22 protein-coding genes and 1 tRNA gene are annotated in these 25,479 nt (G+C 61.4%); 13 read left to right on the top strand and 10 right to left on the bottom strand.

Going from position 1 to position 25,479, the window contains the following annotated elements:
- Nucleotides 1–5: 5 nt before the first annotated feature.
- The 6 genes from J3P73_RS00495 (at nucleotide 6) to J3P73_RS00520 (ending at nucleotide 7,448) form a co-directional block, all read left to right on the top strand.
- Nucleotides 6–965, top strand: coding sequence for a carbohydrate ABC transporter permease (locus J3P73_RS00495; protein WP_024323118.1), 960 nt, complete (start codon nucleotides 6–8; stop codon nucleotides 963–965).
- Nucleotides 958–1,845: a carbohydrate ABC transporter permease gene (locus J3P73_RS00500; RefSeq protein ID WP_024323117.1), complete on the top strand. Its 888-nt coding sequence runs from the start codon at nucleotides 958–960 to the stop codon at nucleotides 1,843–1,845. Before J3P73_RS00495 ends, J3P73_RS00500 begins: the two co-directional genes overlap by 8 nt.
- The gene (locus tag J3P73_RS00505) at nucleotides 1,845–2,942 is read left to right on the top strand and encodes a Gfo/Idh/MocA family protein (protein ID WP_024323116.1); all 1,098 of its coding nucleotides are present in this window, start codon (nucleotides 1,845–1,847) and stop codon (nucleotides 2,940–2,942) included. Before J3P73_RS00500 ends, J3P73_RS00505 begins: the two co-directional genes overlap by 1 nt.
- Before the next feature lie 32 nt (nucleotides 2,943–2,974).
- Complete coding sequence (locus tag J3P73_RS00510) at nucleotides 2,975–4,051, top strand: ABC transporter ATP-binding protein (protein WP_130665324.1); 1,077 nt, start codon at nucleotides 2,975–2,977, stop codon at nucleotides 4,049–4,051.
- A 70-nt stretch (nucleotides 4,052–4,121) separates the two neighbouring features.
- The gene (locus J3P73_RS00515) at nucleotides 4,122–4,997 is read left to right on the top strand and encodes a phosphotransferase (protein WP_024323114.1); all 876 of its coding nucleotides are present in this window, start codon (nucleotides 4,122–4,124) and stop codon (nucleotides 4,995–4,997) included.
- Nucleotides 4,998–7,448: a GcvT family protein gene (locus tag J3P73_RS00520; protein ID WP_130774108.1), complete on the top strand. Its 2,451-nt coding sequence runs from the start codon at nucleotides 4,998–5,000 to the stop codon at nucleotides 7,446–7,448.
- A gap of 118 nt (nucleotides 7,449–7,566) precedes the next feature.
- On the opposite strand, the gene J3P73_RS00525 is transcribed toward J3P73_RS00520, so the two are convergent.
- Nucleotides 7,567–9,021, bottom strand: coding sequence for a mannitol dehydrogenase family protein (locus tag J3P73_RS00525; protein ID WP_130765409.1), 1,455 nt, complete (start codon nucleotides 9,019–9,021; stop codon nucleotides 7,567–7,569).
- Entirely contained in the window at nucleotides 9,018–10,433 is a 1,416-nt protein-coding gene (uxaC, locus tag J3P73_RS00530) for a glucuronate isomerase (RefSeq protein WP_130774109.1), read from the bottom strand. Before uxaC ends, J3P73_RS00525 begins: the two co-directional genes overlap by 4 nt.
- Before the next feature lie 450 nt (nucleotides 10,434–10,883).
- Here uxaC and J3P73_RS00535 point away from each other — a divergent pair, with 450 nt between their 5' ends.
- Complete coding sequence (locus J3P73_RS00535) at nucleotides 10,884–11,093, top strand: SlyX family protein (RefSeq protein ID WP_064250150.1); 210 nt, start codon at nucleotides 10,884–10,886, stop codon at nucleotides 11,091–11,093.
- A gap of 46 nt (nucleotides 11,094–11,139) precedes the next feature.
- On the opposite strand, the gene J3P73_RS00540 is transcribed toward J3P73_RS00535, so the two are convergent.
- Nucleotides 11,140–12,621, bottom strand: a complete 1,482-nt coding sequence (locus J3P73_RS00540; RefSeq protein WP_130772015.1) for an NAD-dependent succinate-semialdehyde dehydrogenase — start codon at nucleotides 12,619–12,621, stop codon at nucleotides 11,140–11,142.
- A gap of 66 nt (nucleotides 12,622–12,687) precedes the next feature.
- On the bottom strand, nucleotides 12,688–13,968 hold the full coding sequence (locus J3P73_RS00545; protein WP_130772017.1) for a 4-aminobutyrate--2-oxoglutarate transaminase: 1,281 nt from the start codon (nucleotides 13,966–13,968) through the stop codon (nucleotides 12,688–12,690).
- A 170-nt stretch (nucleotides 13,969–14,138) separates the two neighbouring features.
- On the opposite strand from J3P73_RS00545, the gene J3P73_RS00550 reads away from it, so the two are divergent.
- The 3 genes from J3P73_RS00550 to J3P73_RS00560 all read left to right on the top strand — a co-directional run bounded on the left by J3P73_RS00550 (nucleotide 14,139) and on the right by J3P73_RS00560 (nucleotide 17,592).
- The gene (locus J3P73_RS00550; RefSeq protein ID WP_018068682.1) at nucleotides 14,139–14,948 is read left to right on the top strand and encodes a MerR family transcriptional regulator; all 810 of its coding nucleotides are present in this window, start codon (nucleotides 14,139–14,141) and stop codon (nucleotides 14,946–14,948) included.
- A 248-nt stretch (nucleotides 14,949–15,196) separates the two neighbouring features.
- Nucleotides 15,197–15,823, top strand: coding sequence for a ribonuclease D (locus J3P73_RS00555; RefSeq protein ID WP_024323108.1), 627 nt, complete (start codon nucleotides 15,197–15,199; stop codon nucleotides 15,821–15,823).
- 230 nt (nucleotides 15,824–16,053) lie between these two features.
- Nucleotides 16,054–17,592, top strand: a complete 1,539-nt coding sequence (locus tag J3P73_RS00560; RefSeq protein ID WP_075225764.1) for a hypothetical protein — start codon at nucleotides 16,054–16,056, stop codon at nucleotides 17,590–17,592.
- A gap of 198 nt (nucleotides 17,593–17,790) precedes the next feature.
- On the opposite strand, the gene rpsA is transcribed toward J3P73_RS00560, so the two are convergent.
- From rpsA to aroA, 3 genes are all read right to left on the bottom strand, one after another.
- Nucleotides 17,791–19,494, bottom strand: a complete 1,704-nt coding sequence (rpsA, locus tag J3P73_RS00565) for a 30S ribosomal protein S1 (protein ID WP_003544285.1) — start codon at nucleotides 19,492–19,494, stop codon at nucleotides 17,791–17,793.
- Nucleotides 19,495–19,670: 176 nt separating this feature from the next.
- Nucleotides 19,671–20,318, bottom strand: coding sequence for a (d)CMP kinase (cmk, locus tag J3P73_RS00570; protein ID WP_011649930.1), 648 nt, complete (start codon nucleotides 20,316–20,318; stop codon nucleotides 19,671–19,673).
- Between the two features lie 72 nt (nucleotides 20,319–20,390).
- Nucleotides 20,391–21,749: a 3-phosphoshikimate 1-carboxyvinyltransferase gene (aroA, locus tag J3P73_RS00575; protein WP_018068678.1), complete on the bottom strand. Its 1,359-nt coding sequence runs from the start codon at nucleotides 21,747–21,749 to the stop codon at nucleotides 20,391–20,393.
- A gap of 276 nt (nucleotides 21,750–22,025) precedes the next feature.
- On the opposite strand from aroA, the gene J3P73_RS00580 reads away from it, so the two are divergent.
- Nucleotides 22,026–22,409: a TIGR02300 family protein gene (locus tag J3P73_RS00580; protein WP_017966434.1), complete on the top strand. Its 384-nt coding sequence runs from the start codon at nucleotides 22,026–22,028 to the stop codon at nucleotides 22,407–22,409.
- A 151-nt stretch (nucleotides 22,410–22,560) separates the two neighbouring features.
- Nucleotides 22,561–22,636: transfer RNA gene (locus tag J3P73_RS00585), tRNA-Ala, on the top strand.
- Nucleotides 22,637–22,789: 153 nt separating this feature from the next.
- Here J3P73_RS00585 and J3P73_RS00590 read toward each other — a convergent pair.
- Both J3P73_RS00590 and J3P73_RS00595 read right to left on the bottom strand, forming a co-directional pair.
- A complete protein-coding gene (locus J3P73_RS00590; protein ID WP_018068677.1) occupies nucleotides 22,790–23,122 on the bottom strand; it encodes an ArsR/SmtB family transcription factor in 333 nt (110 codons plus the stop codon).
- Between the two features lie 121 nt (nucleotides 23,123–23,243).
- Complete coding sequence (locus J3P73_RS00595; protein WP_018068676.1) at nucleotides 23,244–23,801, bottom strand: threonine transporter RhtB; 558 nt, start codon at nucleotides 23,799–23,801, stop codon at nucleotides 23,244–23,246.
- A gap of 128 nt (nucleotides 23,802–23,929) precedes the next feature.
- Between J3P73_RS00595 and J3P73_RS00600 the strand changes: the two genes are divergently transcribed.
- Nucleotides 23,930–24,148, top strand: coding sequence for a hypothetical protein (locus J3P73_RS00600; protein ID WP_018068675.1), 219 nt, complete (start codon nucleotides 23,930–23,932; stop codon nucleotides 24,146–24,148).
- A gap of 109 nt (nucleotides 24,149–24,257) precedes the next feature.
- Here the strand turns inward: J3P73_RS00600 and hemA are convergent, their stop codons facing one another.
- The gene (gene hemA, locus J3P73_RS00605) at nucleotides 24,258–25,472 is read right to left on the bottom strand and encodes a 5-aminolevulinate synthase (RefSeq protein WP_130662588.1); all 1,215 of its coding nucleotides are present in this window, start codon (nucleotides 25,470–25,472) and stop codon (nucleotides 24,258–24,260) included.
- Nucleotides 25,473–25,479: the final 7 nt, after the last annotated feature.

Here is a 25,479-nt window from a genome sequence, read left to right on the forward strand (position 1 = left end):
CCCGTATGAGCAATGCGATGCGCACGCCCGCAGGGGCCATAAATGTGGAAAGATATCAGGGGGCCGTGGCCGATGGACGCTTCAGGCGTCTCTGGAATGCCAATGCTCCCGGCTATCTCTTCCTTCTTCCGTGGCTCATCGGCTTTTTCGGGCTGACGCTCGGGCCGGCCCTGATTTCGCTCTACCTCTCCTTCACCGACTTCGACATGCTCCAGTCGCCGCGGTGGGTGGGAATGGCGAATTACGTGCGCATCGCCACGGCGGACCCGAAATTCTCGGCCGCCATGCACGTCACCCTGACTTATGTCGTCTTCTCGGTGCCGTTCAAACTGACCTTCGCCTTGCTGGTCGCCATGGCGCTGAACCGCGGCCTGCGCGGGCTGTCGGTCTATCGTGCCATCTTCTATCTGCCGTCACTGCTGGGCGGCAGCGTGGCGATCGCCGTGCTCTGGCGCCAGCTTTTCGCCAGCGATGGCCTCGTCAATGCCGCGCTTTCGTATTTCGGTATCGAAGGTCCGAGCTGGATCTCGCATCCGAACTATTCGATCTACACGCTGGTGGCGCTGTCCGTCTGGCAGTTCGGCTCGCCGATGATTATTTTCCTGGCCGGCCTGCGCCAGGTCCCGCAGGATATGTATGAGGCCGCGAGCCTCGACGGCGCCTCCAAGTTCCGGCAATTCTACAAGATCACGCTGCCACTTCTGACCCCGGTGATCTTTTTCAATGCCGTCGTCCAGACGATTGATGCTTTCAAGGCCTTCACGCCGGCCTTCATCATATCAGGCGGCACCGGCGGTCCGATCAACTCGACGCTGTTCTACACGCTCTACCTCTATCAGGAAGCCTTCGGCAATTTCCGCATGGGCTACGCCTCGGCGCTCGCCTGGATCCTGGTGGTGATCATCGCGATCTTCACCGCTTTCTCCTTCCTGACCTCGCGTTATTGGGTGCACTACGATGACTGAGATGACCGCTTCCGTCACTGCGGCCAGGCCGCCATCCGACATCACCAAACGCAGCCTGCCGGCGTCGCTCATCATCCACGCCCTGCTGATCGCCGCTTCACTCCTCATGCTCTATCCGCTGTTGTGGATGGTTTCGGCATCGGTGAGGCCGGAAAACGAGATCTTCTCGTCGACATCGCTCATCCCGTCGTCGATCGATTTCTCCTCCTATGCACGCGGTTGGGTCGGCCTCGATGTCAGCTTCGGCCGGTTCTTCTGGAATTCGCTGGTCATCTCGCTGCTGGTGGTGACGGGCAATGTCATCGCCTGTTCGCTGACGGCTTTCGCCTTTGCGCGGCTGCGTTTTGCCGGCCGGAATTTCTGGTTCGCGATCATGCTCGGCACGCTGATGATCCCCTATCACGTGACGCTGATCCCGCAATATGTGCTCTTTCTCGATCTCGGCTGGGTCAACACCATCCTGCCGCTTGTCGTGCCGAAGTTCCTGGCAAGCGATGCCTTCTTCATCTTCCTGATGGTGCAGTTCTTCCGCGGCATTCCGCGCGAATTGGACGAGGCGGCGATGATGGATGGCTGCAGCGCTTGGCGAATCTACTGGAAGATCATGCTGCCGCTGTCGCTGCCGGTGCTGGCAACGGCCGCCATCTTCTCCTTCATCTGGACCTGGGACGATTTCTTCGGCCCGCTGATCTACCTGAACGACATGAACACTTATACGATCCAGCTCGGCCTGCGCACCTTCGTGGATTCCACCAGTGCATCGGATTGGGGCGGTTTGTTCGCCATGTCGACCCTGACGCTCGTGCCGGTGTTCTTCTTCTTCCTGTTCTTCCAGCGCCTGCTGATCGAGGGCATCGCCACGACGGGCATGAAGCGTTGATGGTGATAACGGGAAAGAGCGACATGAGCATCAGAACGGTCGCGATCGTCGGCTGCGGTATCGGCCGCTCCCACATCGTCGAGGGTTACCTGCCGCATTCCGACAAGTTCAAGGTCGTGGCGATCTGCGACCTGAACGAACAGCGCATGGCAGCGGTCGGCGACGAGTTCGGCATCGAACGGCGCGCCACCTCTTTTGCGGAACTGCTGGCCGACGACACGATCGATATCATCGATATCTGCACGCCTCCCGGCATCCATCTGGAACAGGTGGTTGCAGCACTTGCCGCCGGTAAACATGTCGTCTGCGAAAAGCCGCTGACGGGCTCGCTTGCCGCCGTCGATACCATCATGGAAGCGGAAAAGACCGCCAAAGGCGTGCTGATGCCGATCTTCCAGTACCGTTACGGCGACGGCATTCAGAAGGCCAAGCGGATCATCGACGCCGGTATTGCCGGCAAGCCCTATACCGCTTCGGTCGAAACCTTCTGGCTGCGCAAGCCGGAGTATTACGCCGTGCCTTGGCGCGGCAAATGGGCGACGGAACTCGGCGGCGTGCTGGTCACCCATGCACTGCACCTGCACGACATGCTGATGCATCTGATGGGTCCGGCGGCCAGGGTCTTCGGCCGCGTCGCCACCCGCGTCAACGATATCGAGGTCGAGGATTGTGCCTCTGCCAGCCTGCTGATGGAAAGCGGCGCCTTTGTCTCGCTGTCCTGCACGCTTGGTTCGCAGGAGCAGATTAGCCGGCTCAGGCTGCACTTCGAGAACGTTACTTTCGAGAGCAGTCACGAGCCCTATACACCCGGCAAGGACCCCTGGAAGATCATCGCCGCAAATGACGACGTGCAGGAGCAGATCGACGGGGTGATTGGCGATTGGCAGCCGGTCGCGCCGCGTTTCACCACCCAGATGGGCCAGTTCCACGCTTTCCTCAGCGGCCATGCGCCGTTGCCGGTGACGACAAAGGACGCCCGCCGCGCGCTGGAACTCGTCACCGCCATCTACCAGTCTTCCGACAGCGGCGCCGAAGTGCCGTTGCCGGTCGGTCCCGACAGCCCGAAATACGCCGATTGGCGCGCAAGAACGAAGTAACCGACAAAATAAAAAGAGAGGGTTTTGAGAAGATGGCAACCAGTGTCGTTCTTCAGAAGGTCGAGAAGCGCTACGGCTCGCTGGATGTGATCCATGGCATCGATCTGACCATCGATCCCGGCGAATTCGTCGTTTTTGTCGGCCCCTCGGGCTGCGGAAAATCGACCCTTCTGCGCATGATCGCAGGTCTCGAGGAGATCACCGGCGGCGGGCTGCTGCTCGACAACGAACGCATGAACGAGGTGGCGCCCGCCAAGCGCGGCATCGCCATGGTCTTCCAGTCCTATGCGCTCTATCCCCACATGTCGGTCTACAAGAACCTCGCCTTCGGCCTGGAGACGGCGGGTTACAAGAAGGCCGATATTCAGCCGAAGGTGAAGCGCGCCGCCGAGATATTGCAGATCGAGAAGCTCTTGGAGCGCAAGCCGAAGGCGCTCTCCGGCGGCCAGCGTCAGCGTGTCGCGATCGGCCGCGCCATCGTGCGCGAGCCACGGATATTCCTGTTCGACGAACCGCTGTCGAATCTCGATGCCGAACTGCGCGTGCAGATGCGCGTCGAGATCTCCCGCCTGCACCGCAGCCTCGGCAATACGATGATCTATGTCACCCATGACCAGGTCGAAGCCATGACGATGGCGGACAAGATCGTGGTGTTGAATTCCGGCCGTATCGAGCAGGTCGGCGCCCCGCTCGATCTCTACAACAACCCGGCCAACCGCTTCGTCGCCGGCTTCATCGGCAGCCCGAAGATGAATTTCCTGAAGGCCCGCATCGAGCAGGTCGGCGAGACCGAAACCAGCATCCATGTCTGCGGTAATTCCGTCCGCCTGCCACGCCGGCTGAAAGGCGGGGCGGGAGAGGAGGTCACCTTCGGCATCCGTCCCGAGCATCTTTCGCTGGCCGATGGCGCCATCACGCTCTCGACCGTCAACGTCGATCTCGTCGAAAATCTCGGCGGCGCCACCATGCTCTACACGACCACGCCGGATAACCAGCTCCTGACCGTCGCGCTTGACGGGCAGCAGAAGGTGGAGCGCGGCGCCAATGTGAAGGCTTCCTTCGATCCGGCCCGCTGCCACGTCTTCGATGCCGCCGGCAAGACGATCTAAGCGCGCCGCTGCTTGACATCAGATCCTCCTCTGGCCCATCATTTCGGGAGGGGCCGCAGGGGGATCAAGCATGACGCCTGAAGATAGGATTCATGCGCTTGGCATCTGGCAGGGCCCGATCGAAATCTCGCCGATAGCAGGCGGCATCACCAACAGGAATTATCTGGTCAGCGATGCCGTCGCGCGCTGCGTGGTCAGGCTCGGCACCGATATTCCGATCCATCACATCAACCGGCAGAACGAGCTTGCCGCAAGCCGTGCCGCCCATGCAGCCGGCATTTCACCGGCGGTCATCCACCATTCGCCGGGCGTCCTGGTGCTCGAATATATCGAGGCGAGAGCGCTTTCGCCGGAAGATATCAGGACGCCGCAAATGTTGGCCCGGGTCTTGCCCCTGGTCCGCGCCTGCCATCGCGACATTGCCCGGCATTTCCGCGGCCAGGCTATGATCTTCTGGGTCTTCCACGTCATCCGCGACTACGCCGCCAATCTGAAGGCGTCGGAAAGCGCTTATCTTCCTCTGTTGCCGGTCCTCCTCGGCCGGGCTGAGGTACTGGAGGAAGCGGCAGGGCCTTTCGAGATCGCCTTCGGCCACAACGACCTGCTGGCCGCCAACTTTCTCGATGACGGCAAACGGCTCTGGCTGATCGACTGGGACTATGCCGGTTTCAACACGCCACTTTTCGATCTTGGCGGATTGGCCTCCAACAACGAACTCTCGGAAGCGGCCGAGCGCACGATGCTGGAGACCTATTTCGACCGGCCGCTGACCGATAATCTCAGCCGGCGCTATACCGCGATGAAATGCGCCTCGCTGCTACGCGAGACGCTCTGGAGCATGATTTCGGAAATCCATTCCACCATCGATTTCGATTACGCCGGCTACACGGCCGAAAATCTCGCGCGCTTCGAGCGCGCCTATCAAGCCTTTGAACAGGACCATTAAATGACGAAGGAATTACCGAAGACGGCGAAAGCCGTGGTCATCGGCGGCGGTATTATCGGCTGCTCGACGGCCTATCATCTCGGCAAGCTCGGCTGGACCGATACCGTGCTGCTGGAGCGCAAGAAGCTTACCTCGGGCACCACCTTCCACGCCGCCGGCCTCGTCGGCCAGCTGCGCACCAGCGCCAACATCACCCAGCTCCTCGGCTATTCCGTCGATCTCTACAAGCGGCTGGAGGCGGAAACGGGTCTCGGCACCGGCTGGAAGATGAATGGCGGCCTGCGTCTTGCCTGCAACGAAGAACGCTGGACCGAGGTCAGGCGCCAGGCGACCACCGCCCAGTCCTTCGGCCTCGAAATGCAGTTGCTGACCCCGCAGGAAGCCTTCGATCTCTGGCCGCTGATGACGACAGACGATCTCGTCGGCGCCGCCTTCCTCCCGACCGACGGCCAGGCAAATCCCTCCGACATCACCCAGGCGCTGGCAAAGGGCGCCCGCATGTCGGGCGTTTCGATCTTCGAGGATACCGAAGTCCTCGACCTCGAAATCGACAAGGGGAGAATTCGTGCCGTCGTCACGGCGCAAGGGCGCATCGAATGCGAGCGCGTCGTCGTCTGCGCCGGCCAATGGACGCGCCCCTTCGCCGCCCGTTTCGGCGTCAACGTGCCGCTGGTCTCCGTCGAGCATCAATACATCATCACCGAATCCTTCGGCGTGCCATCCAACTTGCCGACGCTGCGCGATCCTGATCGCCTGACCTATTACAAGGAAGAGGTCGGCGGCATCGTCATGGGCGGCTACGAGCCGAACCCCATTCCTTGGGCGGCAAACGGCATCCCCGAAGGTTTCCATTACACGCTGCTCGACAGCAATTTCGACCATTTCGAGCAGATCATGGAACAGGCGCTCGGCCGCGTTCCGGCGCTGGAGAATGTCGGCGTCAAGCAGCTGCTGAACGGCCCGGAAAGCTTCACGCCGGATGGCAACTTCATTCTCGGCGAGGCGCCGGAGCTGAAGAATTTCTTCGTCGGCGCCGGTTTCAACGCCTTCGGCATCGCCTCGGCCGGTGGCGCCGGCATGGCGCTTGCCGAATGGGTGACGAAGGGCGAACCGCCATATGATCTCTGGCCGGTCGATATCCGCCGTTTCGGACGTCCGCATTTCGATACCGACTGGGTGCTGACACGCACGCTCGAAGCCTACGGCAAACATTACACCATGGCCTGGCCGTTCGAGGAACATTCGAGCGGCCGCCCCTGCCGTAAATCGCCGCTCTATGACAGGCTGAAGGCGCAGGGCGCCTGTTTCGGCGAAAAGCTCGGCTGGGAGCGGCCGAACTGGTTTGCCGATCTCTTCGCCAACGAGGAGCCGAAGGATGTCTACAGCTACACCAGGCAGAACTGGTTCGACGCCGTCGGCCGCGAGCACAAGGCCGTGCGCGAAGCGGCCGTTATCTTCGACCAGACCTCCTTTGCCAAATTCGTGCTGAAGGGCAGGGATGCCGAGGCAGCGCTGTCCTGGATCGCCGCCAACGATGTCGCAAGGCCGGTGGGATCGCTTGTCTACACGCAGATGCTGAACGACAAGGGCGGCATCGAATGCGACGTGACGGTCGCCCGCATCGCCGAGAACGAATATTACATCGTCACCGGTACCGGCTTCGCCACGCATGACTTCGACTGGATCGCACGCAATATACCGGCGGCGATGCATGCCGAGCTGGTCGACGTCACATCCGCCTATTCCGTGCTGTCGCTGATGGGACCGAATTCGCGCGTCGTGCTGGAAAAGGTGACGGGCAGCGACGTCTCGAATGCGGCCTTCCCCTTCGGCAAGGTCAGGACCATCGGCATTGCAGGCTGCCCGGTGCGGGCGCTGCGCATCACCTACGTCGGCGAGCTCGGTTACGAGCTGCATGTTCCCATTGAATATGCGACCACGGTCTATGACGTGCTGATGGCCGCTGGCGGTGAACTCGGCCTCGTCAATGCCGGCTACCGCGCGATTGAGAGCTGCCGCCTGGAAAAGGGTTATCGCGCCTGGGGGTCGGATATCGGTCCCGACCATACGCCTATTGAAGCCGGTCTCGGCTGGGCGGTGAAGATGCGGAGGAATATCCCGTTCCGCGGCCGTGAGGCGATCGAACGGCAGCTTGCGGGTGGGGTGAAGAAACGCCTCGCCTGCTTCATTCCGGAGGATGCGGATGCTGTACTGCTCGGCCGCGAAACGATCTATCGCGACGGCAAGCGCGTCGGCTGGCTGTCGAGCGGCGGCTTCGGCTATACGCTGGGCAAGCCGATCGGCTACGGCTACGTCCGCAATCCCGACGGCGTGACCGAGGATTTCGTCCTCTCCGGCGCCTATGAGCTTGACGTCGCGCGGGAACGCATCCCCTGCAAGGTATCGCTGTCGCCGCTCTACGATCCGGATATGGCGCGCATCAAGGCGTAGCGGGGCTAGAGCATGATGCCGAAAAGTGTGAGCGGTTTTCGGACGAAAGCATGCTCTAACTATATAATGTAGAACAGGATTCAGATTTTAGGCCGACCCGGCCTAAAATCATCCTGTTCTAGAAAAGCGGCAACCGGTCGTCTTGAATCAGGATCTCCAGCTTGTCGGAGACATCCTGCGTCCACGCCCGATTTCCTGTCAAAGCTGCCGGAAAGAGTCCCGGAAGGGTGAAAAGAGCCGCCGAGATCGCAAGGCCGGTGCGCGGGACATCGGCGATGAGAACGGCGATTTCGCCAGCACGGGGATCGCGCAGTTCATAGCGCTCGCCGTTGCCGTGCTCGCCGATCGCGTAGCGCATCCATGCTGCAACGGCGATCGCATAGGTCTCCGCCTTGTCGCCATGCGCCAGTGCCTCGGTTGCGGGTTCCAGCAGCCGCTGCGGCAGTTTCTGCGTGCCGTCCATGGCGATCTGATAGGTGCGATGTGCGATCGCCTTGTTTGCAAAGCGCGCTATCAATTCGCTGGCATAGTCATCGAGGTCGATGCCAGGAACCGCATCGAGCGTTCTCGCGGCCGCATGCATGTGGCGGTAGGCAAGGGCCGCCAGGCCAGCATCATCCATTACGTCGCGGATGAATTCATAGCCGCCGATATAACCGAGATAGGCAAGCAGCGAATGTGCGCCGTTCAGCATCCGGAGCTTCATCTTCTCATAGGCCGAAACATCCGTGACCATCAAGGCGCCGGCCTTCTCCCAGGCCGGCCGGCCATCGGCGAAATGATCTTCGATCACCCATTGCGTGAAGGGTTCGGTCTCGATCGCTGCCAGATCCTGCCGTCCGGTCAGCCGTTCGGCATCCTGGTAAGTCGCCTCGGTGCTCGCCGGCGTGATGCGATCGACCATGGTCGAGGGGAAAGGCACATTTACCTCGATCCATTGACGAAGCGAGGGGTCGACGCGTTCGGAAAAATCGAGAACCAGTCGTTTCAAAACGGCGCCGTTGCTCGGAAGATTATCGCAGCTGAGCGGTGTGAAGGGGGCGATGCCCTTCGCCCGCCGCCGGGAAAGTCCCTCGACCAGATAGCCGATGACGCCGCGCGGCGCACGGCGGTTGGCGAGGTCGGCCGCCACATCGGCATGGTTGAGGTCGAGCCCTCCGGTCGCGGTATCCATGCCATAGGCCTTTTCCGTCACCGTCAGGCTGACGATGCGGATTGCAGGATCTTCCAGCCGATCGAGCAGTCCTGCTGGATCACGGGTCGCCACATGCGCCTGCAAAATGGGGCCGATCACCTGCGCCACCGTGCCCGACGTATCGCGGATCAGCATCGTATAGAGGCCGTTCTGCTCGTTGAGGTGATCGGCGACATCGGCTGTGCGCAGGCTCGCCACCTCGATGCCCCAGTCTCCGCCGCTCACCGCAATTGCGGCATCGGTAAACGGCGCGAAATGCGCGCGGAAAAAGGCGCCCGGCCCAAGATGCAGGATGCCGCTTTTCAGCTGGTCGCGGTCATAGGCGGGAAGCTTCGCCGTCGGGGCGAGGCCGGAAAGCGTCTGCAGTCGTTCGGTCACAGCTTGTAGGCCTTCTTTGCGTTGCCGTAGGAAAGCTCGCCCGCGACGATCTCGGCTTCCCGCTTGGAAATCCGGTGCTCGGCGGCAAGCTGGGCGAGGAAGCGGCAGACTTCGCGGCGCCAGACGTCATGCCGGGCCGGGATCGAAAGCAGCGCGCGCGTATCGTCGTTGAAACCCGCCATATTGGCAAAACCTGCCGTTTCCGCAACCTGGTCGAGATAGCGCCGGATGCCGTTCGGGCTGTCGTAGAACCACCAGGGCGGGCCGATCATCAGGCAGGGCCAGTGGCCAGCCATCGGCGCCAGCTCGCGTGCATAGGTCGTCTCATCGAGCGTGAAGAGCAGCACACGCAAACCCGGTGCGTGGCCATATTTTGATAGCAGCGCATTCAGGCCGCCGACCCAGTCCGTGCGTGTCGGAATATCGGCGCCCATATTGGCGCCGCGCGTCGCAAAGAGCCCGCGGTCGGTATTGCGCCTCGAGCCGGCATGGATCTGCATCACCATGCCGTCTTCGGCCGAAAGCCCGGCCATCTCGGTCATCATCTGGCCGCGGAAGAGCTCGGCCTCTTCAGGCGAAAGCGGACCCTTCAGGGCCTTTTCGAGCAGCGCCTGTTTTTCCGTAAGCGGCAGATCTGATGTAAAGGCGGTGGGCACGCCGTGGTCGGTGGCGGTGGCGCCGAACTGGCGGAAATAGGCGCGCCGGCGTCGATGCGCCTCGATCAGGCCGTCCCAGCGCGTCACCTCAGTGCCGGTGATCTCTCCGAACTTGACGAGATTGTCGCGGAAGCCGACGGCGTCGGGATCGGTGACATTGTCCGGCCTGTAGGTGGTGCGCACCTTGCCGATCCAGCCGTCGGCCGCCAACTTCTGGTGATGTGCCAGAGGATCGAGCGCCCCATCCGTCGTCGCGATCGTTTCGATGCCGAATCGCTGATGCAGCGCCCGCGGGCGGAATTCGGGAAGGGCAAGCTGGGCATTGATATGGTCGTAGAGCGCATCGGCATTGTCAGATGTCAGCGGCTCGGTGCAACCGAGCACGGCCGACATGGCGTGGTCGACCCAAAGGCTCGAAGGCGTCCCGCGGAAAAGGTGATAATGCGCGGCAAAAGTCCGCCATATCGCCCGTCCTGTTGCCACCTGTTTGCCGTCGAGCCGCGGCACGCCGAGCTCGTCCAAGGTGAGCCCGACGCTGTGCAGCATGCGGAAGAGATAGTGATCGGGAATGACCAGCAGCGAGGCCGCGTCTTCGAAGGGCTTGTCGTCGGCAAACCAGGAGGGTTCGGTATGCCCGTGCGGGCTGACGATCGGAAGATTGCGCACCGTCTCGTAGAGGTCGCGCGCGATGGTCCGTGTTGCCGGATCAGCCGGAAAAAGCCGGTCCGGATGAAGAAAGCCGTTTCCTGCATCCATCAGTATTCCTCCCTGATGGATAACGGCCTACCCCACAACATCAGGCGCGGCAAGGTCTTTTAGTAACCAAACGGTACAGTTTTGCGCGTGGCCGCGCCGGGCATGGAAAGCATTGACGCGGCGGCCTATTTCCGCTTTGCAGAACCATCTGTTCTGCCGGTTTCGGCAAAGGAGGATCTAGAGCCTTTCCGGGTTAGATTGTAGTATTCTGTTGGCTCAAACGGAGTCGGATGGTCGACCGGCCGGCGCGCGTCGTATCCCAGCTCTACGGCCAAGCCGGCCGGTCGAGTAGGCGGCCCGTTTCAGCCAACCCGAAGGGCCGGGCATCTTTCCGCCAGGGCAAAGGCGATCGGCTCGGACGTACCTTGGGGTATGCCCTTCGCCAATCGCCTTTGCCCTGACGAAAAGCTGCTCCGGCAGAATGCTGCAATCTAACCCGGAAAGGCTCTAATGTCCGACGAGACGAACCACATCACCCGGCTGGAAGAAATGCTGGCCCACCAGGCAAAGACGATCGAAGAGCTTTCCGATCAGCTCGCCGAGCAATGGAAGACCGTCGAGCAGATGCGCACCAAGCTCGACCGGCTGACCGAACGCTTCCTGTCGCTGGAAGAGCAGTCATTGGAAGCGCCTGGCATTACCCGCCCGCCGCATTATTGACGGCACGCGGCGCAATGCCGCGTGCCCGTCTCGTTAGGATGATCAATCAGACGCCGCCGATGCAGAGATATTTCATTTCCAGATAGTCGTCGGCGCCGTGGCGCGAGCCTTCGCGGCCGAGGCCGGATTGCTTGATGCCGCCGAAGGGTGCCGTCTCGGACGACATCAGGCCGGTATTGATGCCGATCATGCCGTATTCCAGCGCTTCCGCCACCCGCCAGACCTTCTTCAGGTCGCCGGCGTAGAAATAGGCGGCAAGACCGAATTCCGTATCATTGGCTTGGGCGATGACATCCTCGACGGTCTCGAAGCGAAAGAGCGGCGCCACCGGCCCGAAGGTCTCCTCGCGCGCCACCTTCATGCCGCGCGCAACGCCTGTCAGGACTGTCGGCGTGAAGAAGGTGCCGGCGCCGTCGATGCGCTTGCCGCCGGTCAATACCTTGGCGCCCTTGGCAAGCGCGTCGCTGACATGGTCCTCCACCTTGGCAAGGCCTTGCTCGTCGATCAGCGGCCCGATCACGACACCCGGCTTGAAGCCGTCGCCGACCGACATCTCGGCGACCTTGGCGGCAAGCTTGGCGGCGAAGGCGTCATAGATGTTCGACTGGACGTAGAGGCGGTTGGCGCAGACGCAGGTCTGGCCGGCATTGCGGTATTTGGAGGCGATCGCGCCCTCGACGGCATCGTCGAGATTGGCATCGTCGAAGACGATGAAAGGGGCGTTGCCGCCGAGCTCCAGGCTCACCTTCTTGATCTGGTCGGCGCACTGCCGCATCAGGATGCGGCCGACCTCCGTCGAGCCGGTGAAGCTGATCTTGCGCACCTTTTCGTTGCCGCAGAGCTCGCGGCCGATCGCCGGACCGTCGACCCCGACGATGACGTTGAAGACGCCGGCCGGAATGCCGGCCTGCTCGGCGAGCACCGCAAGTGCGATCGCCGTCAGCGGCGTCTGTTCGGCTGGCTTCGAGACCACGGTGCAGCCGACGGCAAGCGCCGGGGCGATCTTGCGGGTGATCATCGCCGCCGGGAAATTCCACGGCGTGATCGTGCCGACGACGCCGACCGGCTGTCTGATGACGATCATCCGTTTATCGTCGGAAGGCGCGGGGATCGTCTCGCCATAGATGCGCTTGGCTTCTTCCGCATACCATTCGATATAGGCCGCGGCATAAAGGATCTCGCCGCGCGCTTCCGGGAACGGCTTGCCCATTTCGGCGGTCAGGATCGCGGCGAGTTCGTCGGCATTGACGACCATCAGGTCGAACCATTTGCGCAGGATCGCGCTGCGCTCCTTGGCCGGACGGGCAGCCCAGCCCGGCTGGGCGGCATGGGCTGCATCGATCGCCGCCCGCGTCTCTGCCGCACCCATATCGGGCAGCGAGGCGAGCAGTTCACCGGTTGCCGGGTTCAGCACGTCGAAAGTCCTCGTGGCATCGCCTGATGTCCAGACGCCGTCGATATAGCCGGCATCGCGCAGAAACGGCGAGGAGAAGGGAACGTGCTTGGTCAGTGCGGTGGTGAAAGCCATGTCATATCCTCCTTGGGAGTGTGGCTGCCAGTTGCCGGCAGCCATTGAAATCCGGTTTCGGTGCGGTCACTTGGCCGCGCTCGCCTCCAGCATCGAGGCTTCGAGAATATCGAGCGCTTCGCCGAGGATCTCGTCCTGGATGGTGATCGGTGCAAGAAAGCGGATGACGTTTCCATGGACGCCGCAGGTGAGCAGGATCAGGCCCTTGTCGAGCGCGATCAGCCGCACCCGGTTGGCGAATTCCGCACTCGGCAGTCCCGTCGTCCGGTCGTTGAATTCGACGGCGTTCATGAAGCCCGGTCCGCGGATATCGACGATCTCGGGCACCGTCTCGCGCAACGATTCCAGCCGCTGCTTCAGCCGTCCGCCAAGCTGGTTGGCGCGGTTGCAGAGATCCTCGTCCACAATGACGTCGAGCACGGCATGGGCGGCCGCGATCCCGAGCGGATTGCCGCCATAGGTGCCGCCGAGCCCGCCCGGTCCCGGCGCATCCATGATCGCGGCGCGGCCGGTGACGGCGGCGAGCGGAAAGCCGCCGGCCAGGCTCTTTGCCATCGTCGTCAGGTCAGGCGCCACCTCGTGGTGATCCATTGCGAACAGTTTGCCGGTGCGGGCAAAACCCGTCTGCACCTCGTCGGCGATCAGCAGGATGCCGTGCTGGTCGCAGAGCCCGCGCAGCGCCTTCATGAAGGCGGCGGGGGCAGCATAGAAGCCGCCTTCGCCCTGCACCGGCTCGATGATGATGGCGGCGACGCGCTGCGGATCGACATCGGCGGCGAAGAGCTTCTTCAGCGCCGCCAGCGACTGATCGGCGGTGACGCCGTGCAGCTCGATCGGGAAGGGAACGTGGAACACGTCGCCCGGCATCGCGCCGAAGCCGACCTTGTAGGGCACGACTTTGCCGGTCAGCGCCATGCCCATGAAGGTGCGGCCATGGAAGCCGCCGCCAAAGGCGATGACGGCGGAGCGGCCGGTCGCGGCGCGCGCGATCTTGACGGCGTTCTCAACCGCTTCAGCGCCCGTCGTGACGAAGATCGTCTTCTTCTCGAAATCACCAGGCACCAGCACGTTCAGCCGTTCGGCAAGGTGTACGTAGCTTTCATAGGGCACCACCTGATGGCAGGTATGGGTGAAGCGGTCGAGCTGATCCTTGACCGCTGCGATGACCCGGGGATGGCGGTGGCCGGTGTTGAGAACGGCGATGCCGGCGGCGAAATCGATGTAGCGGCGGCCCTCCTTGTCCCAGATCTCGGCATTCTCTGCGCGATCCGCATAGATCTGGGTCGTCATGCCGACGCCGCGTGAAATGGCTGCGTTCTTCCGGTCCGTAAGGCTTGTCGCGTTCATCGATGCGCTCCTGCGCTGAAAAGGGCTTCAGAACTATCTTGCATAAGTTCTGCAAGATGTGTAGAAAGTTCCTACATTTTTCCTGCAAGAAATCAAGCGGCATTTTTTGCTTCAAACATCACACTTTTTGATGAAGGCTCTGGGGCGATTGGAATCGGGGATAGTTTCGAATGAACGATAACGGGCCTGTACGCTACAAGGTGGCGGAAGCCGCGCGGCTGGCGGGCGTTTCGGCCTCGACGCTGCGCCTCTGGGAAAGCCAGGGTCTGGTGGTTCCCGGCCGTTCGCAAACCGGTCATCGGCAATACAGCGCCGACGATGTGGCGCGGTTGAAGCGCATCTCCTGGTATCGTGTCGAGCGTGGCCTCAATCCCGCGGCAATCCGCGAGGCGCTGGAGAGCGAGGAGCCTTCCGCCGATGGCGCCGAGGCAAGCCAGGATGGTGGCCTCGGCCGCAAGCTGCGCAGCCTGCGCCATGCGAGCGGCAAGACGCTCGATCAGGTGGCCGGCGACATCGGCGTCAGCTCTTCGACGCTCTCGACGCTGGAACGCACCTCGCAGGGCGTCAGTTTCAAGACGCTGCACGATCTCGCCGAATATTACGGCACCACCGTCTCCCGCCTCTCCGGTGAGGAAAGCGGGGACGTGCCGGCGCTGGTGCGCGCCGGCGAATGGCGCAAGTGGCCGGAAACAACGCCGGGTGTCGCGGTGCAGCTCCTTGCCGAAGGCCGCCGGATGATGGACTGTCATCGTTTCGTGCTGGCGCCGGGGGCTGCTAGCGAAGGCGCCTATCGCCACGAGGGCGAGGAATTCATGCATGTTCTGTCCGGCCGGCTCGAACTGGTGCTCGACAGCGATCAGTTCTTCGACCTCGGTCCCGGCGATTCACTTTATTTCGAAAGCCGCCGCGACCATTCCTGGCGCAACCGCCACGATGGCGAAACCGTGCTTCTCTGGATCAACACGCCGCCGACATTCTGAATGGCTGCACAATGCGGAAATAAAAGAGGTAGAGCGTCCTATGTGCGTCCAAGAGGACGCACGGCGCTCTAGCGGCAGGAAAGCGGTTTCGCACTCTGCGCCTTTGCGCTATAGCGCTGCATAATTCCTTAAATCGGGATCGACTCAAGGATAAAATTATGCAGCCATTCAAAGTGCTACAGCGTCCTTTGCGGCTCTCGAAAAGACGCGCGGCGCTGTAGGGGATGCATCGAACGAAAGACAGTCTCATGGCAGCGACCATACGTTATCACGAAGGCGATATTTCCGCGGCCGATGCCGCCCGCTACACCGGCGCGATTGCGATCGACACCGAAACGCTCGGCCTGGTGCCGCGCCGCGACCGGCTCTGCGTCGTCCAGCTTTCGCCGGGTAACGGCACCGCCGATATCATCCGCATCGCCGCCGGCCAGAAGCAGGCGCCCAATCTTGTCGCACTGCTCGAAGACCCGACCCATCAGAAGATCTTTCATTACGGCCGCTTCGATATTGCCGTGCTCTTCCATACCTTCGGCGTCACGACGACACCGGTTTTCTGCACCAAGATCGCCTCGCGCCTGATCCGGACCTACACGGATCGCCATGGTCTCAAGGACAATCTCAAGGAGATGCTCGACGTCGATGTCTCCAAGGCCCAGCAATCCTCCGATTGGGCAGCCGAGACGCTGTCCCCGGCCCAGCTCGAATATGCCGCCTCCGATGTGCTTTATCTGCATGCGTTGCGCGACAAGCTGACGGAACGGCTGATCCGCGACGGCCGCTATGATCATGCGACGGCCTGCTTCGAATTCCTGCCGACCCGCGCCAAGCTCGACCTGCTCGGCTGGGAAGAGGCCGATATCTTCGCCCATAGCTGAGCGAATTGCTTTCATTCTGCGTTTGCCAATAACCGGGCGGCAGACTTGTCCGCGGCCGTTAGCGATTCATTAACGCCTGTCTATTAATATTCCTGTTAATTTTTATGCATTCGATGACGCCGGAACTGCGTCATGCGGACAGGAGGATCTGCTGGGATGCAAGGGGACCGGATGAGCGCGGTCCTTTTCTAGAGCCTGCTTTCATCGTCACTTTACGAAAGGAGCATGCCATGTTGACTCCCGTTCGTGCAGCGTCCAATGCAAGCTTTTCGTCCCAGGGTCAGACAGCGGCGATCGTCGCCAGTGGTCTCGGCCACTCGGTGATTGCCCCCGCGCCTGTCAACGCCGTCGAAGCCGCAGACCTCAATTCCGCCATTGCCGGCAAGCTCAATATTCTGCTCCTTGCGGCGCGTGAGCGCATGGTCGAAGCCCTTTTCGATGTCATCGATGCGGCAGGCCGCTCGATCTCACTGGATCGTGGCGAGGACGAGAGCAATCTTGCCTTCGCCTCTCGGCTCGCCGATGCCATCCGGCGGCTGCCAACCGCCAGGATCGACGAGGTCGAGCGCCAGCTCACCGAGAATGGGCATAGCGTGCCGCTCCGGACGATCGCCGAGGCCCTGAAGAACCCGACAGGCCCTGAAGCCGCCCGCGTCGTCGCCTATCTGGAGATTGTCCGCTATAAGGATCGCGATCTCGCCGCCCGCGCCGTCGTCCGCTCCTATGGCCAGAACGATGCATCGCCGATGCGCGCCGAAGCTCGCCCCGAGATCCGGCTGCATGAGGACAGGCTGCCTGCCGCCATGCGTCAGCCGGCAGACACGGCGCCTGCGTCAGCCGATTCGCTGATCGAGGCCGCAGCTTTGGCGACCGTCGAAGAAGCGGTCATCGCCGAAGCCGTGGAAGCTGCCGATCCGGAAGCGCCGAAGGCTGAGAACAGGGCTCAATCCGCCCCGGCGACGGCAAGGGAGATCGCCCCGGAAAAATCTGCGCCGCAGGAGATCGAAGCCGGGCAACCGTTGCCGATGGAAGCCGCAGCGGCCGACGACACGCCGGAAACGCCGGAGCCGGCCGCCATTCAACCCCGCGCGATGTCGGAAAAGGTCGATCCTGTCATTCCCAGGAACTGGGCAGGAATTGTCGCCTCCATGACTGAAGAAGTCTCCGAGATGATCGCCACCATCATCCGCGAGCAGGACATCGAAACCGTGCTGGAAGATGTTCCCGTCGAGGCGGCAGTGGAGATCGATACGATCCTCGATGACGCCGTCATCAGCGATGCGACCGAAACCTTGACCAGGCAGCCAGCCGAATTCACAGCATCCGATCCTCGCCAGTCCGCAGCGCTCCGTCCGCCGCAGATGGATATCGAGACCGTGGCCGTCCGTCAGCCGAAAGAAATCTCCGCGCAACCGCAGATGATGCCGGTTCCCGAGACGGCCGAGGCTTCCTATGTGCCGTTGGCGGCAAGGATGCCCGAGGGACTTGCCTATACCCAGCTGCCTTACCAGTTCGCCAAGGATACGCCGTCGAACGAGAAGGCAGGCGAAACGCACCACCAGCATCAGCACCACCGCGACGACGCGTCCGAGGATCAGCAGCAGGCGCAGTCAGGCGGCGAGGATGCCGAGCCCGACGCCGAAGAAACCGCCGCCGCACCCGAGCGAAGGACGCCAAGGATGATCGATGCCGAACCATCGGCCTATCAGCCAGGCGCGGCCGCCGATCCGGTCTATGCGCTCTATCAGCGCATGGTCGGCTGGGAATAGAGCAATTCCAGGAAAAGTGTGAAGCGGTTTTCCCAGACAAAGCGCCAAGCGGTTTTGCCAGGGATTGCGTAAAAAAAGATAGAGCGGTTCAGCGCTCCGTTGAAAGCTAAACCGCTCTAGCACTTTTCCATCGCCTGAAAATGAAGAACCCGCCGGATCGCTCCGGCGGGTTCTTCAATTCAAAGGCGGATGCGAAGCTTATTCGCCGCCGCGGTTCTTCAGGGCTGCGCCCAGAATGTCGCCGAGCGAAGCGCCGCTGTCGGACGAACCGAACTGGGCAACGGCTTCCTTCTCTTCCGCAATCTCCAGAGCCTTGATGGACAGCATGATCTTGCGGTCCTTCTTGGAGAAGTTGGTAACGCGGGCGTCGAACACCTGGCCGACCGAGAAGCGCTCAGGGCGCTGCTCGTCGCGGTCGCGGGCGAGGTCGGCACGGCGGATGAAGGAAGTGATGTCTTCGTGGTTGACGAGCTTCACTTCGACGCCACCGTCGTTGACCGCGATGACTTCGCAGGAAACGACTGCATTCTTGCGCAGGTCGCCAGAAGCAGCGGCGTCGCCGACTGCATCCTTGCCGAGCTGCTTGATGCCGAGCGAGATGCGTTCCTTCTCGACATCAACGTCGAGAACGACGGCCTTGACGACGTCACCCTTGTTGAATTCCTCGATGACCTGTTCGCCTGGACGGTTCCAGTCGAGGTCGGAGAGGTGCACCATGCCGTCAACATCGCCGTCGAGGCCGATGAACAGGCCGAATTCGGTCTTGTTCTTGACTTCGCCTTCGACTTCAGTGCCGGCCGGATGGCTGCGGGCGAATGCTGCCCACGGATTTTCCAGCGTCTGCTTGAGGCCGAGCGAAATACGGCGCTTGGACGGATCGACTTCGAGAACGACGACTTCGACTTCCTGGCTCGTGGACAGGATCTTGCCGGGGTGAACGTTCTTCTTGGTCCAGGACATTTCCGAGATGTGGATCAGGCCTTCGATGCCCGGCTCCAGCTCGACGAATGCACCGTAGTCGGTGATATTCGTAACGGTACCGGAAATCTTCTTGCCTTCCGGATACTTGGCCTGGATGCCATCCCACGGATCGCTCTCGAGCTGCTTCATGCCGAGCGAGATACGGTGGGTTTCCTGGTTGATGCGGATGATCTGAACCTTGACCTGCTGGCCGATGTTCAGGATTTCCGACGGATGGTTCACACGGCGCCATGCCATGTCGGTGACGTGCAGCAGGCCGTCGATGCCGCCGAGGTCAACGAACGCACCGTAATCGGTGATGTTCTTGACGACGCCGTCAACAACCTGGCCTTCTTCGAGGTTCTGAACGATTTCAGAACGCTGCTCGGCACGGGATTCTTCCAGAACCGTACGGCGCGAAACCACGATGTTGCCGCGGCGCTTGTCCATCTTGAGGATTTCGAAGGGCTGCGGATTGTGCATCAGCGGGGTCACGTCGCGGATCGGGCGAATATCGACCTGAGAACGCGGCAGGAAGGCGATCGCACCGTCGAGGTCGACCGTGAAGCCGCCCTTGACCTGGTTGAAGATCACGCCTTCGACGCGCTCGCCAGCTTCGAACTTGGCTTCGAGCTTGACCCAGCTTTCTTCGCGGCGAGCCTTCTCGCGCGACAGAACGGCTTCGCCAAGCGCGTTTTCGATGCGCTCGACATAAACTTCGACTTCGTCGCCGACCTTCAACAGGCCGTCCTTGGCGCGCGCGCCGAATTCCTTGAGCGCGATGCGGCCTTCAACCTTCAGGCCGACGTCGACAACGGCGACGTCCTTCTCGATGCCCGTGACGATGCCCTTGGTGACATAGCCTTCGGCCAGGTCGTTCTTGGCAAAGGACTCTTCGAGAAGAGCCGCGAAATCCTCGCGGGAGGGGGTAGCTACTGACATAAAATCTCCTGCGTGTCCTGAAACGGAAGCGGACACGTATGCGCCGGTTGGTTTGCGTTGAACGGGCCTGAACCCAGTCCGCCCTCTCTTACGAAGGCAATCCGGCGCTTGGACGGAATTTCAGGCTTGCTGTATTAGAAGCGATCCATGCTCAGAGCACGCAAAATCGCTTGAATTTAGGCATTTCGGCTCAAGACCGCATCGATGATCGATTGAGCAGCTTGAAACGCGGCCTCTATACTCATTTCCGACGTATCAAGCAAGTGCGCATCATCAGCTGGTTTCAAAGGGCTGTCGGCCCGTCCCATGTCGCGTTCGTCGCGCCGCTTGACGTCCTCGAAGATCGCATCGAAATCCGCCGTCAGGCCTTTGCCGAGGATCTCGTCATAACGGCGTCTTGCGCGGACTTCCGGCGACGCCGTTACATAGAATTTCACCGCCGCATTCGGGCAGACGACCGTGCCGATATCGCGCCCATCGAGCACCGTTCCCGGTGCTTTCGTCGAAAACCGTCGCTGCGCCTCGACCAGCGCCCGGCGCACCGCCGGCATCACGGCAATCCTCGATGCGGCTTCGCCGATCTCATGTTTGGAAAGTATATCGCGATCCAATCCAGCGAGTTCAACCTCTCTTGCGATCTTTTCCGCCACCGCCTCGTCATCGAGCGGCAGGCCGGCATCGAGCAGCGCCTTGGCCGTGGCGCGATAGGTCAGGCCGGTATCCAGATGATGGAAGCCGTATTGGTCGGCGATGCGGCGTGAAAGCGTGCCCTTGCCGGCGGCCGCCGGGCCATCGATGGCGATGGTGAAGGTCTCGTTTGTCATATGATCAATCCTGCGGCAGCACGCCGAAACGGCGAATGAGTTCGTCTTTGCGGACATGCGGCAGCTGGCACATCATTCCGCCACCAGCTCGATCTTCGCTCCAAGGCCGGTCATCAGCTGCATGAATTCCGGAAAACTGGTCGCGATCATCGCCGCGTCGTCGATCGTCACAGCATGCTCCGAGGCAAGCCCCAGGACAAGGAAACTCATGGCGATGCGATGGTCGAGATGCGTCCGGACTTGGCCGCCAGCGGCGTTGCCGAGGCCCTTGCCGTCTGGCCGGCCGCGCACGATGAGAAAATCCTCGCCCTCGTCGCAGTCGACGCCATTCAGCTTCAGCCCGTCGGCGACGGCGGAAAGACGGTCGGACTCCTTGACGCGCAGTTCCTCCAGCCCCTTCATGACCGTCGCGCCCTCGGCGAAACAGGCAGCGATGGCCAGAATAGGATATTCGTCGATCATCGACGGCGCCCGATCTTCGGGAACGGTGACGCCCTTGAGCTCGGAATGGCGCACGCGCAGATCCGCCACGTCCTCGCCGCCGGCAAGACGTGCATTCACCACCTCGATATCAGCGCCCATCTCCTGCAGCGTCAAGATCAGTCCCGTGCGGGTCGGGTTCATCAGCACGTTGACGATGGTGATGTCGGAGCCGGGAACAATCAGCGCCGCAACCAGCGGGAAGGCGGTGGAGGAGGGATCGCCCGGAATGTCGATCACCTGGCCCGCCAGCTTGCCGCGGCCTTCGAGCCGGATCGTGCGCACGCCATCCCCGTCCGTCTCGACGGAAAGGGCGGCGCCAAAACCCTGCAGCATCTTTTCGGTATGGTTGCGCGTCATCACCGGCTCGATGACCGTGGTGACACCCGGCGTATTGAGACCGGCAAGCAGCACGGCCGATTTCACCTGGGCGGATGCCATCGGCACCCGATAGCGGATCGGGCTCGGCGTTCCCGGGCCTCTGAGCGTCACCGGCAGCCTGTCGCCTTCGGATGCGCTGACCTGCACGCCCATTTCGCGCAGCGGAGCGAGCACACGGCCCATCGGCCGTTTCGAAAGCGAGGCGTCGCCTGTGAACGTGGAGTGAAAGTCGTATGTGCCGACGAGACCCATGGTCAGCCGCACGCCGGTGCCGGCATTGCCAAAATCGAGCGGCGCGTCAGGCGCAAGCAGCGCACCATTGCCGGTGCCCTCGATCACCCATTGCGCACCCTCCTTGCGGATCCTGGCGCCCATCGCCTGCATTGCCCGGCCGGTATTGATCACGTCTTCACCCTCGAGCAGGCCGGTGATCCGCGTTTCGCCGGAAGCAAGCCCGCCGAACATGAAGGAACGATGCGAGATCGACTTGTCGCCCGGAATGCGGACGCTGCCTGTAAGACTGGCGGATTTGCGGGCGGTGGCGGGCCTGGGCGCAGAGCCGTGCAGCATGGCGTAATCCTTTGCAAACGCAGTCTATTTTTGCCGCAAGGCGGGCTTGGCCGGTCGCAATTCCCGTCCGCTTCTGCAGCTGTTGCGGCTCGTTAACATAAACGCGCCGGGCGGTCATCCGTCGGCTTGCCAAAAACCCGGCGCTCGGATCGCAAAGTTTGGCTTTGACATGGGAAGCCACAGCGATTAAGGGGACCGGCTTATAAATTCCGATGGAACGCCGGCTTGAACGGCATCTGCCGAATCTCATATTCGGCTATTCACACGAGGCTTATAGTGGCGAAAGCGGAACTTGGAACCAAGCGTACCGATCCGGAAACCGGCAAGAAGTTTTATGATCTGAACCGGGATCCGATCGTCTCTCCTTATACCGGCAAGTCCTACCCTTTGTCCTTCTTCGAAGAAACCTCGGCGATCGCCGAAGTTGCCGAGGAAGACGAGGTCGCGGAAGTCGATACTGAAAACACCGAAGTCGAACTGGTTTCGCTGGAAGATGCCGATGACGCCGCCGGCGGCGACGACATTCCAGATATCGGCGACGACGATGTCGAAATCGAAGGCGATGACGACGACGATACCTTCCTCACACCCGACGAAGATGACGATGATGACGACATGAGCGATATCATCGGCGTGACCGGCGACGAAGACGAAGTCTGAGACCGCATTTCGGCCCGGCGAGGAAAAAATTCTCCGGGCCGCATTTTTTTAGGCTTGCTATCTCCGGAAACCGGAAGTAATAAGCCGCCACTCCGCAGGGCACGTGCCTTACGAGTATCCCAGGACCGGCCATGAACCGGACCACCTTGATGGGGCTATAGCTCAGCTGGGAGAGCGCTTGCATGGCATGCAAGAGGTCAGCGGTTCGATCCCGCTTAGCTCCACCAAACTCTTTTTGCCAACCGGTCTGCTACGTAAAACCTCGCCCATAGTGGTTCCTCCATCCGGCTGAATTGATCGCACCATCGCACTGTGGGATCCGACAGCTAGGCTGCGGCGGGCCACCTTAGCAGGATCGACGCTCCGACCGATCGCGATTTTCACGCGGCCTCGGGGCTGAAGTCCGGGAAGCCGAACATCGACATCTGCAGTCCGTCGGGAAACAATATGCCGTTGAGAAGAGAGACGGCTTTCTCGCTTCGATCGCTGGCGAGCGAATAGTAGATCGTCTGAGCTTCGCGGCGCGCCTTGACGACCTGCTGACGTTTCAGCACGTTCAGATGGTGCGATAATGCCGACTGGCTAAGCCCGACACTTGTGGCAAGTTCCTTGGCCGAGATTTCACCGTTAGCCAGCCTACGCAGCACGGATAGACGGCTGGCATTCGCCAGTGCGGAAAAATAGTCCGCCAGTTCTCCGTCATTCGCGAGCATTGCATATCTCCTCTGAACGCTGATGCATGTTAGCGGCGGGGGAGACTTGCTCATTGACCTAAGGCAAATTTCTCAATGAGAAGCTTGCGGCATCACGCATTGGCCGCATCCTTGGTGCCTGTCAAAAGGCGCTGAAGGTCAGCACTGCGGAGAACAGCAGGAGGGTAGCGGATCCGCATCGCCGAGCCAGCAACGGCATTTGTTTTTCGCTTCCCAGAACAATTCTGCCTGTCGACAGCCAGATCGACGATACGAGCAGGACGACGAATGCGAGGGTCACGATGGCGGCCATTACAGACACATCCTGCGCGGAAGGCATCATCGTAAGCCCGATGATAAGCGCCTTGGGATTCAACAGCGTCGTGATCGCCAACTGCCGTACTGTCACAATCTCCTTGGGACTGGATCCGACGCCCCAGAGCCGAAGCGCGAGGTAGAACACCCAGGTTGCAGAAGCAAGCTTGACGCCTTGCGCGGCCAGAGGGTGCTCGTGGAGAAAGGGACCGGCCAGGCCGGAAGCCGGAACGACAATGGCCAGATAGGCGCACGCAACAGTACCAAGCAGCATGATCGCGCGCCCGGCGGTCAGACCCTGAGATGCCATCGCCAATATCGCGTTGGTCGGCCCAGGCAAAATGAGAAGCGCAAAAACGCCGGCTGCAAAAGCTAGGAGATACACTGCTTCAGTCCCTCGTTTCCGTCCGCTTTTTGCATGGCCGGCCTCCTCTGTCGTTGACAAAGATCATTTTGCAGCCGGAACATTCTCGTTGCTTGGCCGTTGCGGTGAGTTAGCTCTGAGGTGCCGCCATGCCTCGCATGATCAGCTTCATACTCACTCGATTGGCCACGGGCTTTGCAATTGGATGCGCTGTGGGCTTCGCGGTTTGGCAGAACGGTCTTTTGTCCTCCACCTCCACGGCAGATACCCTTGAGAATTATCTCGCACAGGGGCTGTTCATTTATCTCTTCGCGAGCACGATGAGCATGGGCTACCTAGCTACAGCTCTTCTGCTGGAAGAAGAATAGCCGCTTTGATCCCCATCCAAGACCTGGCTTGTGCAACGGTGTGCAATAGAGAAGCCGCGGGGATCGCACCTAAGATGCGATGAAATATGCGATGGCCGACCGGTCTCGCTCAAGCAACCATCCGCGCCAATGCGCAGCGCGACCAGAGCGAATGCAGCGCCTCGACCAGATGGGCGATATCGGCATCGGAATGCAGCGGCGTCGGCGTGATGCGCAGCCGTTCGGTCTTCTTCGGCACGGTGGGATAGTTGATCGGCTGGACGTAGACGCCGCAATTGTCGAGCAGCAGGTCGGAGATCCACTTGCACTTGGCCGCATCGCCGACCAGCACCGGCACGATATGGCTCGGATTGGGCATATGCGGAATGCCGCGCTGGTCGAGCAGCGCCCTCAGCTTGCGGACACGGTCCTGATGGCGGGCGCGCTCGAACTGGCTGACCTTCAGGTGCTGGATCGAGGCAACGGCGCCGGCGGCCAGTGCCGGCGGCAACGCCGTGGTGAAGATGAAGCCCGAGGCAAACGAGCGGATGAAATCGCAAAGTGCCGTCGAAGCGGCGATATAGCCGCCCATCACCCCGAACGCCTTGCCGAGCGTGCCTTCGATGACGGTCAGCCGGTCCATCAGCCCTTCGCGCTCGGCAATGCCGCCGCCGCGCGGGCCATACATGCCGACGCCATGCACTTCGTCGAGATAGGTCATCGCCCCATATTTGTCGGCGAGGTCGCAGATCGCCTTGATCGGGGCGATATCGCCATCCATCGAATAGACGCTCTCGAAGGCGATCAGCTTCGGCGCCTTCGGATCGGCGGCCTTGAGCTTGGCTTCGAGATCGGCCACGTCATTGTGCTTCCAGATCACCTTGTCGCACTTGGCATAGCGGATGCCCTCGATCATCGAAGCATGGTTCAGCGCATCGGAGAAGATGATCAGGCCGGGGATCTTGGCGCCGAGCGTGCCGAGTGCCGCCCAGTTGGACACATAGCCAGACGTGAAGATCAGCGCTGCTTCCTTGCCGTGCAGATCGGCAAGCTCACGCTCGAGCATGACGTGATGGTGGTTGGTGCCAGAAATATTCCGGGTGCCTCCCGCACCCGCGCCACAGTGGTCGATGGCGTTCTTCATCGCCTCGATCACCTTCGGATGCTGGCCCATGCCGAGATAGTCGTTGGAGCACCAGACCGTGACTTCCTTTTGGCCATCCGCGGTGTAACGCGTCGCGCGGGGAAAATTGCCGCGGTGACGTTCGAGATCGGCAAAAACGCGGTAACGGCCCTCAGCATGAAGCCCGTCCAGCTCGTCTTTGAAAAACGCTTCGAAATCCATGTGCACG

Origin of the sequence: Rhizobium ruizarguesonis (assembly GCF_017357285.1) — a bacterium.
Classification (GTDB): Bacteria; Pseudomonadota; Alphaproteobacteria; order Rhizobiales; family Rhizobiaceae; genus Rhizobium; species Rhizobium ruizarguesonis.